Origin of the sequence: Photobacterium sp. 53610, from assembly GCF_036409375.1 — a bacterium.
Lineage (GTDB): Bacteria > Pseudomonadota > Gammaproteobacteria > Enterobacterales > Vibrionaceae > Photobacterium.
This window is the reverse complement of the sequence record NZ_JAXOFS010000004.1, coordinates 294,681-308,778: the sequence shown is the minus strand read 5'-3', so window position 1 is coordinate 308,778 and position 14,098 is coordinate 294,681. Positions and strand designations below refer to the sequence as shown.

Sequence of the window (14,098 nt, the reverse complement as noted above, 5' to 3'; positions counted from 1 at the left end):
ATTGCAAGCAATGGGACAAGCAGCAAAACAGGCTGCTTTTACACTGGCGACAACAGCGACCGCACAGAAAAACCAGGCACTGGCTTTTATTGCGGATGAACTGGAAGCCCGTCAGGCTGAAATCCTGGCTGCCAATGAAAAAGATCTGGCAGCTGCGAGGGAAAGCGGGATGTCAGAAGCGTTACTGGATCGTCTGATGCTGAATGCACCGCGTCTGGCGGCAATTGCCGGTGATGTCCGGAACGTGATTGGATTGCCGGATCCTGTGGGTGCTGAACTGGACTCCCGGGTGCTGGAAAATGGCATGCGCCTGAGTCGTCGCCGGGTTCCGCTGGGTGTTGTCGGTGTGATTTATGAAGCGCGCCCGAATGTGACCATTGATATTGCAGCGCTTTGTCTGAAAACTGGTAACGCCAGTATTCTGCGCGGCGGTCGTGAAACCTTCCATTCTAATATGGCGCTGGTGAGCGTCATTCAACAGGCACTGGAAAAGGCCGGTTTACCGGCAGCGGCGGTGCAGTACATTGCCAAGCCTGACCGTGAACTGGTGTCTGAGCTGCTGACGATGGATCAGTATGTCGATATGATCATTCCGCGTGGTGGTGCCGGTCTGCACAAGATGTGTAAGGAAAAGAGCACGATTCCTGTCATTATCGGCGGCTTTGGAATCAGTCATACTTTTGTGGATCAGTCTGCGGATCTGATCCGTGCACTGGATGTGGTTGAAAATGCAAAAGTTCAGCGTCCGTCAGCCTGTAATGCGCTGGATACGCTGCTGGTGCATGAAGCGGTAGCCGCGGAGTTTTTGCCGAAACTGGCAGAGCGGATGAATCAGAACAAGGTCACACTGGTTGCAGAAGCGCAGGCAATGACTTTGCTGAAAGATCACGCCGATCAGGTGTGTGCAGCTCAGGAAGGCGACTTTGATACTGAATGGCTGAGTTATACGCTGGGGGTGAAAATTGTTCCGGATGTCGACGCGGCGATTCAGCATATGCACGCGCACAATGCCAGCCATTCAGATGCGATTCTGACCAATGACCTGATGTCTGCGGAGCGGTTTATTAATGCAGCGGGTTCAGCGGCGGTCTACGTCAATGCATCCACCCGTTTTACGGATGGGGCGCAGTTTGGTCTGGGCGCTGAAGTTGCGGTGTCGACTCAGAAGTTACATGCCCGCGGACCGATGGGGCTGGAAGAACTGACCAGTTACAAATGGGTTGGTCAGGCAGATTACCTCTGCCGGAGCTGATGATTCAGCCACAAAACAGCCATAGCCGGTTTTTGAAACCGGCTATTTTTTTTCTTCATTTTCAGCGGCGTGATCTTTGTGGGTCAGGTTTTCTACTTCCTGCTGTTTTTTCAGTAACTCGCTGGTTTTGTCGTGATGGCCAAATTTCATATTGGCCGTGTATTTAATGGCCGCAATGTTACTGACCACAACACTCACGATGATGATGGTGATGACCCAGGGATTGAGCAGCCAGTCCATATCAGACCTCACAGATGTTGTTGATGTACTTACTATAAAGCGTATCAAGGTTTGCCAGAATATGCGATTTTCCTGCAACAGGTTGATCGGCAATGACAGTGGCAAGCTGGCTTGGCGTCAGCTGAGTTCTGAGCTGACTGCTGAGTGGAAAATAGCTGATGTGCCAGGGTTCAATGGCGACCCCGCCTAAGTCAGCGGCATAAGGGCGGTAAAATCCGAAACGGTTCATATGCGCTGTCAGCCAGTTGTTGAATCCGGCCTGATGTCCGCCGTCAAGATATTCCCAGGGTTCCAGTTGCAGCGATTCTCCCTGAGGCAGGCAGTTGGCTGCGTAGACATCCAGATCGGTGCCCCAGTGGTGGCGGCTGGCACCGGGCAGGGCAGACCAGCGTAAAATGGCGTGGATCTTTTCCAGTTCAGACAGACAGGCCGGATTAAGCGGCTGACTGTTGTTGTCCAGAATGGGTCGCAGGCCGTTGAACTTGCTGTTCCAGATCAGCAGCTGACGGTCAAAGGAGCGAAATGCACTGGCCAGTTTCAGATCAAATCCAGCCTGAGCGGCCGCCTCTTGCAAGGCGGCCAGTGCATCCTGAATACCAGCGTGAATCTGGCGTCCCTGATACTCACAGAGATGGCTTTCATCCAGCCCGGTGAGTTGCGCCAGCGTTAAATGGGGCAGGCTGAGAGTCATACCAGCGTGTTTTCCAGTACTTTCTGGTACATGTCGGTCAATTTTTCCAGATCGGCAATCTTCACGCATTCGTTGACCTTGTGAATGGTCGCGTTCACAGGACCCAGTTCAACCACCTGCGCACCGGTGCGGGCAATGAAACGGCCATCAGAGGTGCCGCCGGTGGTCAGCAGCTCCGGACGCTGATGGTTCACTTCTTCAATCGCACGGACGACGGCTTCCAGCAGGGTGCCCTTGTCCGTCAGGAACGGCTGGCCGTTGAAGGTCCAGGCCAGATCATATTCCAGACCATGAGCATCCAGCACGGAGTGTATTTTGCGCTGGATGTCTTCGTTGGTCAGCTCCGTGCTGAAACGCAGGTTAAACTGAACCTTGAGTTCTCCGGGGATTACATTGGATGCGCCGGTGCCTGCTGCCATATTGGCAATCTGGAAACTAGTTGGCGGAAAATAATCGTTGCCGTGATCCCAGACCGTAGTCGCCAGTTCTGCCAGCGCAGGCATAGCTCTGTGAACCGGGTTGTCAGCCAGGTGTGGGTAGGCAACATGCCCTTGAACACCTTTCACGACGAGATCACCGGTGATTGAACCACGGCGGCCATTTTTCACCACATCACCCACTTCATGGGTACTGGACGGTTCACCGACAATACACATGTCGATTTTTTCGTTGCGGGCTTCAAGGGTATCAACAACACGGGTGGTTCCGTTGATAAACGGCCCTTCTTCGTCGGAAGTGATCAGCAACGCAATGGAGCCCTGATGGTCAGGGTGCTCGGCCAGAAAACGTTCAATCGATACGATCATACAGGCCAGTGAGCCTTTCATATCCGCAGCACCGCGGCCGTGCAGATAACCGTCGATAATGGTGGGTTCAAAAGGCGGTGTATGCCACTGTTCAGCCGGACCGGCAGGAACGACGTCAGTATGACCGGCAAAGACAAACAGCGGGGCTTCTGTACCCCGGCGAGCCCAGAGGTTGGTGGTGTCTTCAAACACCATGCTCTCTATCTGAAAGCCCAGTTTTTCCAGTCGGGCGATCATGACATCCTGACACCCTTCGTCTTCCGGGGTGACTGAGGCTCGGCTGATAAGGTCTTTGGTCAGGGCGATCACTGGGCTGTCTGACATCCGTGTTTCCTTCTGTGTTCTTTGGGTTGGGAAAAGTAAATATGGGCAGTTACGCGAAAATGGCCTGATATTGCTCAGGCTTAAAGCCGAGGTGGCAGGTTTTGTTGTGGACCAGCAGCGGGCGTTTGATCATCGCCGGATATTCCAGCATCAGTGCCAGGGCATTCTCCCGGTCCAGGTTGTTTTTCTGCTCATCGGTCAACTGACGGAAAGTGGTGCCGCGCTTGTTCAGCATGGCTTCCCAGCCCAGTTCGGCTTCAAAAGACTCAAGAAGAGTGCGATCCAGGCCGTCAACACGGTAGTCATGGAAGCGGTATTCAACGCTCTGGGCATCGAGCCACTTCTTCATTTTTTTGATGGTATCGCAGTTTTTGATCCCGTAGGCAATGGTGCTCATAATCTAACCTGTTTTGTGCATGGCAGTTGTTTTGAAACAAGCCCCTTTTATAACGGGAATGAGAAAGCGACGCAATGGGAAAGCCTGTGTATCCGCCACCGAAGCAGGCCTGAGTGCCGGAGCTATTTCTCCTGCGTTTGCAGATAAATGACTGTGGCAGCTGTGCGTGACCCCACCTCCAGTTTTTTGAGCAGGCTTTTGATATGGACCTTCACTGTGGCTTCTGAAATGAAAAGTAGCATGGCGATGTCTTTATTTCGTTTGCCCTGGGCAACCAGATGAAGAATTTCTCTCTCCCTGCCGGTGAGTTCCTGCAGCGGATCGTCGGCCTGAGTGTTGTTTTCCAGATATTGCCTGACCTGCTCGCTGAATACCTGCTGTCCGGTCAGCGCCTGCTGAAGCAGCGCCAGCAATTGTTCCGGTTCGGTATCCTTCAGTAAATATCCGTCTGCACCGGCCTCCAGCAAGGTCCGGATGTCGTTTGGGTTGTCGGAAACCGTCAGGATGACCACGATTGCCTGACAGCCCTGTTCGCGCAGAGCGCGTAAGGTGTCGAGGCCGGACAGCCCTTTCATGTTGAGATCCAGTAATATCAGATCCGGTTCTTGTTCCAGGGCTATATCCAGTGCCTGATAACCATTGCTGGCTTCCCCGGCAAGCTCGAAATCTGGCTCCAGTTCCAGTAACTGACTGAGGCCGCGTCGCATCAGAGGATGATCATCAACAATGACGATCCGGTGGGCCGGTGGGTTGTGCATCATGGTTATCCTGTACTTTGTAAGGCGAATTTCAGTTGAACGCGGCAGCCCTGACCGGCGGCGCTGAGGATGGTCAGTTTTCCGCCGAGACTTTCTGCCCGCTCGTTCATGATCGACATCCCATAGTGGGATGTTTTGCTCTGATCCGGATCGAATCCCTGACCATCATCACAGATCTCGACCAGCACCTGATCGCCCTGCGGGATACAGTCGACCGTGATGGTTGTCGCTTTTGCATGCTTGATGGCATTGAGCACAGCCTCCCGTGTCAGCTGAATCAGGTGAATGTGCTGTGGCGCCGTCAGTTGCAGGGAGGGCAGCTGATTATGCAGCAGAATGGTCGCTGTGGTCTGATTCCGGAGCGGTGCCAGCATGTCATTTAAGGCGTCGCTGAGCTTGCCGGGTTTAATCGACAGACGAAATGTATTCAGCAGCTCACGAAGCTGACGGTAAGCCTGAGACAGCCCCTGTTCGAGATCATCAATAATGTTGTTTGCGGCGTCCGGGGATGTGGCCAGCTGACGCTTGAGCAGTGTCAGCTGAATTTTCAGATAGGACAGGGCCTGTGCCAGTGAATCATGCAGTTCACGGGCAATGGTGGCCCTTTCCTCCATCAGGAGTAACTGGTCGCTCTGTGTCTGCGTCTGGTGGGCGTACAGCGCCCGGCTGAGCAAATGGCCGACACTGATGATCAGCGCCGGATCCGGACAGGGCAGGGTGTGTTGCCACCAGAGGGTTCCCAGATGCTGGTCTTCCTGTTTGAGCGCATGCTGATGCCAGCTCTGGCTGTCGTCGGGCTTGCCTGCCTGAAATTCAGTGCGAATCCCGTGGCCCTCTTCGACAACCAGCCGGATGACGGCAAAGCCTTCGAGCTGGATCAGTCTGTCCAGAATCTGACTGAAATGTCTGGCCTGAATCCGGTTTACGGACAGCAACTGCGCGCAATCGTACAAGGTTTTCAGGGCATTATTGGCTTCTTTCAGACGATGGGTTTTCTCTTCGACTGTGGTTTCCAGCGCCCGGTAGCTCTGTCCCAGCTCTTGTGCCATATGATTGAAAGCCCGGGCCAGGGTTCCCAGCTCATTCTGGCTGTTTTCATCAACCCGGACCGAGAAATGACGGGCCTGAACCTGTTGGCTGGCGGCAAGCAAGCTCTGCAGTGGCGGCACAATACGGCGTCGGCTGTAGTGAATGGCAAATAATGCCAGCATCAGGATTATCCCCAGCCCCAGACCGGAAATTGCGGCCATGATGTGCAGTTTTTGCTGAGAAAAAGCCTGCAATTCATAGACAAAGTGATCAATGCGATCAACAAACTCGGGCACCTGATGAACAAAGTAATCCGGGGTAGCACCGGTCAGCTGTGGACTGATCCGGCGCCAGTCATCCAGCAGGTTCTGATAGCTTTGCAGCAGATTATCCGGTGTCGTCAGGCTTCTCAGTGAGGTCATGGCTGGTGCATTCAGCGTCTGGCTGAAATGGGCAATGTCAGTTTCACGGGCTTGGCCGTCCTGGGCCAACTGAAAAGCAAGCCGGTAACTCTGCATCCGCAGTGACCCGGCCAGATTCACCATTTCTGCATCATATCGACTGGCATTGACAGCCAGCATGGTGGCGCCTGTTGTCAGAAGCGACAGCAGCACAATCGCGAGCATCACGCGGGCAATAACCCCGGTGACGCTGCCAGCACCGGCACTTTTCAAGGCGGCTTTCGTTGTTGTCTTTCGGTACACCCCGGCTCCTTTCTGCTGAATCCCCGACGCCCTGTTTTCGCCGATGTCAGTCATTTTGTGAAGGCTGACAATGTACTTTCTTGATCTCAAACAAGCTTACCCCCGAATTACCCCCTTAGAGGTATATTCTGCTACCAATAACCCTTTTTAAACTGAGTCTATACTTTGACCATCATGTTTTGCATACCCCGGTCAGGCAAAACGGAATAACTGCTGTGATGAATCTATGGCTGATTTAGCTCGACGTTTCTGGCTGAGGCGGGGGAACGCGCCGCAAGCCCCCCGGCTTCCCTGGATGACAGAAGACAAGGTGTTCACGGAACAGTGCACACGCTGCCAGGCGTGCCAGAAAGCCTGCGAGACCAGCATTATTGTCCAGGGTGACGGCGGTTTTCCTCAGGTTGATTTTCAGCGCGGAGAATGCACGTTTTGCTATCAGTGTGCTGAGGTGTGCCCGGAGCCGTTGTTTCGCCCGCAGGCAGAAGCGCCCTGGCAGGTAAGTGCTGAAATCTCTGAGACCTGTCTGGCATTCAACGGGGTGGAGTGCCGGTCTTGCGGAGAGCAGTGTGAGCCGGTGGCGATTCGTTTTGTATTACAGCAGGGCAAAGTGGCTCAGCCTGTGGTCAGTGCTGTGGATTGTACCGGCTGCGGGGCCTGCGTTTCCGTGTGCCCGGCTCAGGCCATCCAGATTCACTCAGACAGCCTTCATGCAGAAAACCATCATTCAGACAACTATCACCCAGAAAGCCAGGTGGAATAACAGATGATGAAGCAATTCAGACAAGACGCGGATCCGCGTTTTCAGAAATCACCGTCGGCACCTTCCGGAGAGGTCCATATTTCCAGCCTGGTTGTGCACGTGAAACCAGAAGGCCTGGCCCGGGTGAAAACCCGGATCAATGCCATACCGCAGGCTGAAGTTTACGGGGAAAGCCCGGCAGGCAAGCTGGTGGTAGTACTGGAAACCGCAAATCACAGAGAAGTAACCGACATTATTGATGTCATTCAAGCATTTGATCATGTGCTGACGACCTTTCTGGTGTTTCACCAGGTTGAGCAGCAGGGACCTGACTTTGAGGATACACCATGAAAATGACCAGAAGGGCGTTTGTGAAAGCAAACGCGGCAGCTTCGGCCGCAGCAGTGGCCGGCATTACCTTACCGGCCTCGGCAACCAACCTGATTGTCAGTTCGGATGAAACCAAGATCCACTGGGACAAAGCCCCCTGCCGTTTTTGCGGGACGGGCTGCTCGGTGCTGGTGGGGACGCAGCAGGGCAAGGTGATTGCGACGCAGGCCGATCCTGAAGCTGAAGTCAACCGCGGCCTGAACTGTATCAAAGGCTATTTCCTGTCAAAAATCATGTATGGCGCCGACCGTTTAACCACACCTTTGCTGCGCATGAAAGATGGCCAATACCACAAAGACGGTGATTTCCAGCCAGTCAGCTGGGATCAGGCCTTCGATATTATGGCTGAAAAATGGAAAGCAGCCCTGAAAGCCAAAGGGCCAACCAGTGTCGGGATGTTCGGTTCAGGACAGTGGACGGTGATGGAAGGCTATGCGGCCTCCAAGATGATGAAGGCGGGCTTCCGTTCCAACAACATCGATCCCAATGCTCGCCACTGTATGGCTTCGGCGGTGGTGGGCTTCATGCGGGCGTTCAATATGGACGAACCGATGGGGTGTTATGACGACTTTGAACATGCGGATGCCTTTGTCCTCTGGGGCTCGAACATGGCGGAGATGCACCCGATATTGTGGACCCGGATTACCGACAGGCGTCTGAGCTATCCCCATGTGAAGGTGAACGTGCTGTCGACTTACTATCACCGCTCTTTTGAGCTGGCGGATAACGGTATGATCTTCCATCCGCAGTCCGATCTGGCGATTGCAAACTTTATCGCGAACTACATTATCGAAAACGACGCGGTGAACTGGGATTTCGTCAACAAGCATACTCACTTTAAACGCGCCGACACGGATATCGGTTACGGGCTGCGCGACGAAGATCCGCGGCAGAAGGCGGCAGCGAATCCGAACTCAGGTGCCATGCATGACATGACGTTTGAGGAATATAAGGCCTCTGTCGCGGAATACACGCTGGAGAAAACGATTGAATTGTCCGGTGTGGAGAAAGACAAGCTTCTGGAGCTGGCGAAATATTACGCCGATCCGAATGTGAAAGTGATGTCACTGTGGACCATGGGGATGAACCAGCATACCCGCGGGGTATGGATGAATAATCTGGTTTACAACATCCACCTGCTGACCGGAAAAATCTCACAGCCGGGGAACAGCCCGTTTTCACTGACCGGCCAGCCTTCAGCCTGCGGAACCGCACGGGAAGTTGGTACCTTTGCGCACCGTTTACCGGCGGATCTGGTAGTGATGAATCCGAAACACCGTGCCATCGCAGAGAAAATCTGGAAGCTGCCGGAAGGGACCATCCCGCCGAAGCCCGGATTCCATGCCGTGCTTCAGGATCGCATGCTTCATGACGGCGTTCTGAACGCGTACTGGGTGATGTGTAACAACAATATGCAGGCGGGCCCGAACATCAATCAGGAGCGGTTGCCCGGCTATCGCAATCCGGAGAACTTTATTGTCTGCTCTGACCCGTACCCGACCGCAACTGCGCAGTCGGCCGACCTGGTTCTGCCAACGGCGATGTGGGTTGAGAAAGAAGGTGCCTACGGGAATGCAGAACGCCGGACACAGGCCTGGTACCAGCAGGTTGCAGCGCCCGGAGACGCCAAATCGGATCTGTGGCAGATCATGGAGTTCAGCAAACGTTTCAAAATCGAAGAGGTCTGGGACGAAGCACTGCTGGCAAAAATGCCGGAATACAAAGGCAAAACCATGTACGACGTGTTATTCCGTAACGGCCAGGTAGATCAGTTCCCGCTGGAGCAAGCTCAGGCACTGAATGATGACGCCAAAGCACAGGGTTATTATGTGCAGAAGGGTCTGTTTGAGGAATATGCCAGCTTTGGCCGCGGTCATGGTCATGATCTGGCACCATACGATGATTATCACAACGCCCGTGGTTTACGCTGGCCGGTGGTGGACGGGAAAGAAACCCGCTGGCGGTATGCCGAGGGCTCTGACCCTTATGTACCTGAAGGGAAAGGTTTCTATTTCTACGGACAGCCGGACGGTAAAGCGAACATCATTTTTGCCCCATATGAACAGCCGCCGGAAGTACCGGATGAAGAATACGACATGTGGCTCTGTACCGGCCGGGTGCTGGAGCACTGGCATACCGGCACCATGACCCGTCGTGTTCCAGAGCTTTATAAAGCAGTTCCGGATGCGGTGTGTTACATGCATCCTGATGATGCGCGGAAGCGCAACATTCGCCGGGGAGATGAAGTCCTGCTGACGTCTCGCCGCGGTGAAGTTCGCTGTCGGGTGGATACCCGGGGCCGGAACAGACCGCCGGCAGGACTGGTCTTTGTGCCTTTCTTCGATGCCAGGGTTCTGATTAATAAGCTGGTGCTGGATGCAACGGATCCGTTGTCGAAACAGACCGACTACAAAAAATGCCCGATCAAGATTACCAAGGCGTAAATGGAGCTGCTCATGAAGATTGCGAACAAATTGACTGGCGGGCTGATGGTCCTGTTGCTTGCCTTGGGTGCTGCCCATGCCGCTACTGACACAAATGATGAGCTGGTGGGCGGCAATGGCGGCCTGCATTCGCTGCGGGGGCAGACAGAGATTAAAGATACTTTCCCCGGGGAAAGCTGGAAAAACTATCCGAAGGATGGCAAGCCTATTGACAGCGACTACGTGTATCAGCCGCCTTTGATTCCGCATACGATACGGAATTACGAAGTCTCGCTGAATGCGAATAAATGCTTGTCCTGCCACAGCTGGAAATATGCCAATGAAATGGGGGCGACCAAAATCAGTGTGACCCATTATCGTTCGCCGCGTCAGGGGCAGGTGCTGTCTGATGTATCTCCCAGCCGGTATTTCTGTCTGCAATGCCATGTGCCGCAGGCGGATGCAACGCCCCTGGTCGACAACACCTTCAAGCGTGTTGACGCCCTGGAAGATAAATAACCACGGAGCCAGTTATGAATATCATTAAACGTTTCTGGTGCCGTTTAAAATCGCCGAGTAAGGCTGCGGTAGGGGTGGTGCTTTTTCTGGGCTTTATGGGCGGTCTGCTGTTTTGGGGGGCCTTTAACACCGGGATGGAGGCCACGAACACTGAAGCTTTTTGTTCCGGTTGCCATGCGCCGATTGTAAAAGAAATCCGCTCCACTATTCATTACTCCAACCGTTCCGGGGTGCGGGCGATCTGTTCTGACTGCCATGTGCCTCATGAATGGACGGATAAAATTGTCCGTAAAGTTCAGGCTTCCAAAGAACTGTTTGCTTTTGCAATGGGGACAATTAACACCGAAGAGAAGTTTCAGGAAAGGCGGGGACATCTTGCCCATCGCGAGTGGAGCCGCATGAAGAAAAATGATTCAAAAGAATGCCGTAACTGCCACCAGTTTGACTATATGGATTATTCAGAGCAGGGTGAACGTGCGGTAAAACAGCACTCTCAGGCGCTGGCAACAGGGGATAAAACCTGCGTGGATTGCCACAAAGGGATTGCGCACCGGTTACCGGATATGAAAGATGTTGAAGGCTGGCAATAAGGAGAAAGGAACATGAGTACGCTGGAATCTGTCATCTGGCATGTATTGGGTTATGCCGCGATGCCTGTGATTATTCTGACCGGCTTCCTTGCCGTGGCTGTGGTGTCATTGTGGCTGCTGTCATTCGGGAAAGACAAATCGACTCACCATTCCTAGGAATTTTCCTGATCCGGCTGCCACCAGCTGAGTGCCAGCTGGATCCCCCAAACGGTATATAGTGGCAGCCATTCAGTCAGGAAATGAGTTTGTTGGGTTGGGCCAGTGAGCCAGATTTCACCCAGGTGAAGCAAAGCGATACTGGTCAATCCCAGCAGGCAGATCATTCGAAACACTCGCCGCTCCATAGATTTATCCTTTCAAAATTTATGGATAAGTATAGATGCAAATGCTAATTATTATCAAGTGTGTGGCATTGATCTGAATCAGCTGAAATATTGCCAGGCCAAAAAGCCGCACCATGACACAGCTAAAAGCAACCAGGGCAGCGCACTGTGTTTCACGATGATCTGCGGTTCGATGTCGTCACGGACTGCATTGGTGTGATTGGCGGCGGCAACTTTTTCTTTCTGTTGTTTCTTCCGGAACTTGTCCCTCTCCCTGGCCTTGGCTTTTTGCTGTTTCTTATAGAGTTCAATCCCTTTCTGGATGCCCTGGGCGATGAGCTTGGTCTGCTCTTTGGTTTGGCCTGGCTTTTGCGTAGCTCTGGCGATTTGCAGTGCTTCCGACTGAGTCTCTGGGGACGGGCTGTTAGCTGATTTGCTCATAGCGTTCTCATTGACGATGAAAATAACGTGAAGTAAGCAGTTTATCCCGGAATACTTCAAAGCGTAAATTGAGATGATTTGTAGGAATTTTCCTACATTTTGGCTGTCGAACATTCACGGTTGAATGTTTCCATGTGACTGACCAAGACTATCAAGTTGATGAAATATCATCAATTCTCAGGGAAATCGTCTGTCTGTTTGCAGATGGAAAAAACATCACAGACGAATTGTTTGTTAAGTATACGTAAAATCGTGATCGTGATTGCAGGTTAGGCAAATTATTCGTGCGTGATGACGCAGAACGAACGTCTATGTCTTTGCCTATTGATCCATATCATTTATTGTCGAAAAAAATAAATACGTTGTTCAAAACTCTGAGCGAAGGACAGATGTATTCGATTGATGCTTATGACAGTCATGGCCAGCTGAAACCATCAGGCTTGTTATGGCTGAGCATGCTGTTCAGTGCAAGAGGCTGGGGCGCGTTTGTAATGGCCGGAGCAAGTCAGGCGCAGGGCGCCAATCTGCTTCAGCTGTTTTTTCCCCATACGCAGAATCTTTATCTGCTGATGGGAATTGGTTTACCGGCTGTGGTTTTAATGTGGCTGAGTGGACTTCGACATAAAAAAAACAAAATAGTGAATGGGCTATGGCGATATGGCAGACCAATTCTGCTGATGACATATGCCTTTGATGTTGTATTGCAAGTGTACCACCTGACGTTAATGAGAGGCGCCTTTAGCTGGCCGGCAGCCGTGACGCTGCTGATATCGCTCTGGCTGATGGCCTATCTGGTACGGAGTTCCCGAGTCAGACATACATTTGCCAATTAGCCTATGGAGAAAGTGTCAGATGAATGATTTTGGGAGAGGGGTGGTGCTGTTTAGTGCCTTACTGAGCCCGCTGGCGATGGCAGACTGGTTGCTGAATGTGAACCTTGAACTGTCCAGTGCAGGTTACCACCAATCGGTAGCGACATCCTTACAGCTGCTGCCAGGTGAAGAAACGGTCATTTTCGGCTCCACTGAAGGAGAGCGCCGTAAGTTTTTCGGCAGTGCAGAATTGCTGGAAGTTTCGGCCGAAGAAGTGAAAATCGCCTTTAAGATACAAGAACAGCTGGATGACGGTGCCTGGCGGGTACTGGCTGCACCGGTAATTTCGACAGGACTTGATACACCGGCTTCATTTGAAACGTGTGAAGATGACGCACTGAACTCAGTGAAACTGCAAGTGGCTGTGATGTCTGCGTAACTCTGTCTCTGTTTGATAAAAGTGTATTTTGATGATTGAAAAGCGCCTTATAAGGCGCTTTTTTGTTTTCTCTTTGATGAAGATTTGAGTGATGAGGCGCAGCCTTCACGAGAGTTAACAATTTTGGATTCGATCTCGTCTTGGCTGTTGATGATCAATATGTTTAACTCAGAAGCGACTATTATCATTTTCTAATCATTGATGTTGCAAAGGCAGAGCGCAGTTTCAATGAGTCGGAAAACAGAACGAGACAATCATGGGAGAATGAAGGTGACGCCACAAAGTGCCATATTACCAGAAGCAGGTCCGTTTTCTTTAGTCTGTGTGTTGAACCTGGTCGGAAACAAGGAAAAGGTTATCCGTCAGTGCCAGGGGCTCCCGGAAATCGCGAAAAAGCTCAACCACCAGCATGTGAGTGCTGATATTCATTTGAGTATGGGGTTTGGGAAAGCGTTCTGGCAGCAATTCGAGTTGGGTTGTCCGGACGATTTTGAAGAATTTACCCCACTGGGAAGTGGTGACGTCACGGCACCGGCGACCGGAGGGGATATTCTGCTGCATATTCATTCGAATCGACATGATTTGAATTTCCATTTGCTGAGCAGCTTTTTACAGCCTATTTCGTCGGAAGTGGAACTGCTGGATGAGACCCATGGTTTTCGTTATCTCGATGCCCGGGATTTGACCGGATTTATTGACGGCACGGAAAATCCGAAAATGCAGGAGGCACGTCGTCAGGTGGCAATTATCCCGGATGGGGAGTTTGCTGGGGGAAGCTTCGTGATGGTCCAGCGTTTTGTCCATCAGCTGCCGGCCTGGCATGCCGTGAACGTCGCCCAGCAGGAAAAAATTATCGGGCGGACCAAAGCGGACTCAGTCGAGCTGGATGATGTCCCTGAGAATTCCCATGTGGGCCGTGTTGATCTGAAAGAAAATGGCAAAGGACTGAAGATTGTCCGTCACAGTCTCCCTTATGGTGCGGTGAGTGGTGAGCATGGTTTGCTGTTCATTGCTTACTGTGCGGAGCAGCGAAATTTCCGTGAAATGCTCAGTAGCATGTATGGTGAGAAAGATAGTCAGACGGATAAGTTACTGGATTTCACCCAGGCCGTGACCGGGGGATACTTCTTTGTGCCGTCTGAAGCAATGCTGAAGCAACTCTGATACTGTTTCGAATGTGATTGACAGAGACAAAAAAGCCGCCTGTTGAGGCGGCTTTTT

The 14,098-nt window shown here is 52.3% G+C and carries 18 protein-coding genes; 10 read left to right on the top strand and 8 right to left on the bottom strand.

Annotation, left to right across the window (positions count from 1 at the left end; translation table 11 throughout):
- The first annotated feature begins 10 nt into the window (after positions 1–10).
- Complete coding sequence (locus SPK40_RS13625) at positions 11–1,252, top strand: glutamate-5-semialdehyde dehydrogenase (RefSeq protein WP_442957578.1); 1,242 nt, start codon at positions 11–13, stop codon at positions 1,250–1,252.
- A gap of 42 nt (positions 1,253–1,294) precedes the next feature.
- Here the strand turns inward: SPK40_RS13625 and SPK40_RS13620 are convergent, their stop codons facing one another.
- The 6 genes from SPK40_RS13620 to narQ all read right to left on the bottom strand — a co-directional run bounded on the left by SPK40_RS13620 (position 1,295) and on the right by narQ (position 6,201).
- Entirely contained in the window at positions 1,295–1,492 is a 198-nt protein-coding gene (locus SPK40_RS13620; protein WP_330960794.1) for a DUF2897 family protein, read from the bottom strand.
- 1 nt (position 1,493) lies between these two features.
- Positions 1,494–2,183 (bottom strand): M15 family metallopeptidase, encoded by a 690-nt coding sequence (locus tag SPK40_RS13615; RefSeq protein ID WP_248143535.1) that lies wholly within the window; start codon positions 2,181–2,183, stop codon positions 1,494–1,496.
- Positions 2,180–3,313, bottom strand: coding sequence for a succinyl-diaminopimelate desuccinylase (gene dapE / locus SPK40_RS13610; protein ID WP_330960793.1), 1,134 nt, complete (start codon positions 3,311–3,313; stop codon positions 2,180–2,182). The genes SPK40_RS13615 and dapE overlap by 4 nt, the downstream gene beginning before the upstream one ends.
- Before the next feature lie 49 nt (positions 3,314–3,362).
- Entirely contained in the window at positions 3,363–3,710 is a 348-nt protein-coding gene (locus tag SPK40_RS13605; protein ID WP_330960792.1) for an ArsC family reductase, read from the bottom strand.
- Positions 3,711–3,832: 122 nt separating this feature from the next.
- Complete coding sequence (locus SPK40_RS13600) at positions 3,833–4,471, bottom strand: response regulator (protein ID WP_248143539.1); 639 nt, start codon at positions 4,469–4,471, stop codon at positions 3,833–3,835.
- Positions 4,472–4,473: 2 nt separating this feature from the next.
- On the bottom strand, positions 4,474–6,201 hold the full coding sequence (gene narQ, locus SPK40_RS13595; RefSeq protein ID WP_330960791.1) for a nitrate/nitrite two-component system sensor histidine kinase NarQ: 1,728 nt from the start codon (positions 6,199–6,201) through the stop codon (positions 4,474–4,476).
- 226 nt (positions 6,202–6,427) lie between these two features.
- Here narQ and napF point away from each other — a divergent pair, with 226 nt between their 5' ends.
- Genes napF through SPK40_RS13565 form a run of 6 tightly spaced genes read left to right on the top strand, consistent with a single transcriptional unit; the run spans position 6,428 to position 11,018 of the window.
- On the top strand, positions 6,428–6,961 hold the full coding sequence (napF, locus tag SPK40_RS13590) for a ferredoxin-type protein NapF (protein ID WP_330960790.1): 534 nt from the start codon (positions 6,428–6,430) through the stop codon (positions 6,959–6,961).
- 3 nt (positions 6,962–6,964) lie between these two features.
- Positions 6,965–7,291 (top strand): chaperone NapD, encoded by a 327-nt coding sequence (locus SPK40_RS13585; RefSeq protein WP_330960789.1) that lies wholly within the window; start codon positions 6,965–6,967, stop codon positions 7,289–7,291.
- A complete protein-coding gene (gene napA / locus SPK40_RS13580; RefSeq protein WP_330960788.1) occupies positions 7,288–9,774 on the top strand; it encodes a periplasmic nitrate reductase subunit alpha in 2,487 nt (828 codons plus the stop codon). The genes SPK40_RS13585 and napA overlap by 4 nt, the downstream gene beginning before the upstream one ends.
- Before the next feature lie 18 nt (positions 9,775–9,792).
- Positions 9,793–10,272 (top strand): nitrate reductase cytochrome c-type subunit, encoded by a 480-nt coding sequence (locus SPK40_RS13575; protein ID WP_371929392.1) that lies wholly within the window; start codon positions 9,793–9,795, stop codon positions 10,270–10,272.
- Positions 10,273–10,286: 14 nt separating this feature from the next.
- Complete coding sequence (locus tag SPK40_RS13570) at positions 10,287–10,862, top strand: NapC/NirT family cytochrome c (protein ID WP_248143543.1); 576 nt, start codon at positions 10,287–10,289, stop codon at positions 10,860–10,862.
- 12 nt (positions 10,863–10,874) lie between these two features.
- Complete coding sequence (locus SPK40_RS13565; protein ID WP_248143544.1) at positions 10,875–11,018, top strand: TIGR02808 family protein; 144 nt, start codon at positions 10,875–10,877, stop codon at positions 11,016–11,018.
- On the opposite strand, the gene SPK40_RS13560 is transcribed toward SPK40_RS13565, so the two are convergent.
- Together SPK40_RS13560 and SPK40_RS13555 are read right to left on the bottom strand one after the other, a co-directional pair.
- A complete protein-coding gene (locus tag SPK40_RS13560; RefSeq protein WP_330960787.1) occupies positions 11,015–11,194 on the bottom strand; it encodes a hypothetical protein in 180 nt (59 codons plus the stop codon). The two genes, SPK40_RS13565 and SPK40_RS13560, sit on opposite strands and share 4 nt — an antisense overlap.
- Before the next feature lie 90 nt (positions 11,195–11,284).
- Positions 11,285–11,626, bottom strand: a complete 342-nt coding sequence (locus tag SPK40_RS13555) for a DUF2956 domain-containing protein (protein ID WP_330960786.1) — start codon at positions 11,624–11,626, stop codon at positions 11,285–11,287.
- A 389-nt stretch (positions 11,627–12,015) separates the two neighbouring features.
- On the opposite strand from SPK40_RS13555, the gene SPK40_RS13550 reads away from it, so the two are divergent.
- The 3 genes from SPK40_RS13550 (at position 12,016) to SPK40_RS13540 (ending at position 14,041) form a co-directional block, all read left to right on the top strand.
- Entirely contained in the window at positions 12,016–12,459 is a 444-nt protein-coding gene (locus SPK40_RS13550; RefSeq protein WP_330960785.1) for a DUF2919 domain-containing protein, read from the top strand.
- Positions 12,460–12,478: 19 nt separating this feature from the next.
- Positions 12,479–12,877 carry a hypothetical protein gene (locus tag SPK40_RS13545; RefSeq protein WP_248143549.1) on the top strand — a complete coding sequence of 133 codons (399 nt, stop codon included), beginning with the start codon at positions 12,479–12,481 and terminating at the stop codon, positions 12,875–12,877.
- A 264-nt stretch (positions 12,878–13,141) separates the two neighbouring features.
- Entirely contained in the window at positions 13,142–14,041 is a 900-nt protein-coding gene (locus tag SPK40_RS13540) for a Dyp-type peroxidase (protein ID WP_330960841.1), read from the top strand.
- Positions 14,042–14,098 lie beyond the last annotated feature (57 nt).

Bases quoted from the DNA above. Each gene is read 5' to 3' on its own strand.
- SPK40_RS13625 (WP_442957578.1), top strand. From the start codon at position 11: ATGGGACAAGCAGCAAAACAGGCTGCTTTTACACTGGCGACAACAGCG.
- SPK40_RS13620 (WP_330960794.1), bottom strand. From the start codon at position 1,492: ATGGACTGGCTGCTCAATCCCTGGGTCATCACCATCATCATCGTGAGT.
- SPK40_RS13615 (WP_248143535.1), bottom strand. From the start codon at position 2,183: ATGACTCTCAGCCTGCCCCATTTAACGCTGGCGCAACTCACCGGGCTG.
- dapE (WP_330960793.1), bottom strand. From the start codon at position 3,313: ATGTCAGACAGCCCAGTGATCGCCCTGACCAAAGACCTTATCAGCCGA.
- SPK40_RS13605 (WP_330960792.1), bottom strand. From the start codon at position 3,710: ATGAGCACCATTGCCTACGGGATCAAAAACTGCGATACCATCAAAAAA.
- SPK40_RS13600 (WP_248143539.1), bottom strand. From the start codon at position 4,471: ATGATGCACAACCCACCGGCCCACCGGATCGTCATTGTTGATGATCAT.
- napF (WP_330960790.1), top strand. From the start codon at position 6,428: ATGGCTGATTTAGCTCGACGTTTCTGGCTGAGGCGGGGGAACGCGCCG.
- SPK40_RS13585 (WP_330960789.1), top strand. From the start codon at position 6,965: ATGATGAAGCAATTCAGACAAGACGCGGATCCGCGTTTTCAGAAATCA.
- napA (WP_330960788.1), top strand. From the start codon at position 7,288: ATGAAAATGACCAGAAGGGCGTTTGTGAAAGCAAACGCGGCAGCTTCG.
- SPK40_RS13570 (WP_248143543.1), top strand. From the start codon at position 10,287: ATGAATATCATTAAACGTTTCTGGTGCCGTTTAAAATCGCCGAGTAAG.
- SPK40_RS13565 (WP_248143544.1), top strand. From the start codon at position 10,875: ATGAGTACGCTGGAATCTGTCATCTGGCATGTATTGGGTTATGCCGCG.
- SPK40_RS13555 (WP_330960786.1), bottom strand. From the start codon at position 11,626: ATGAGCAAATCAGCTAACAGCCCGTCCCCAGAGACTCAGTCGGAAGCA.
- SPK40_RS13550 (WP_330960785.1), top strand. From the start codon at position 12,016: ATGTATTCGATTGATGCTTATGACAGTCATGGCCAGCTGAAACCATCA.
- SPK40_RS13545 (WP_248143549.1), top strand. From the start codon at position 12,479: ATGAATGATTTTGGGAGAGGGGTGGTGCTGTTTAGTGCCTTACTGAGC.
- SPK40_RS13540 (WP_330960841.1), top strand. From the start codon at position 13,142: ATGAAGGTGACGCCACAAAGTGCCATATTACCAGAAGCAGGTCCGTTT.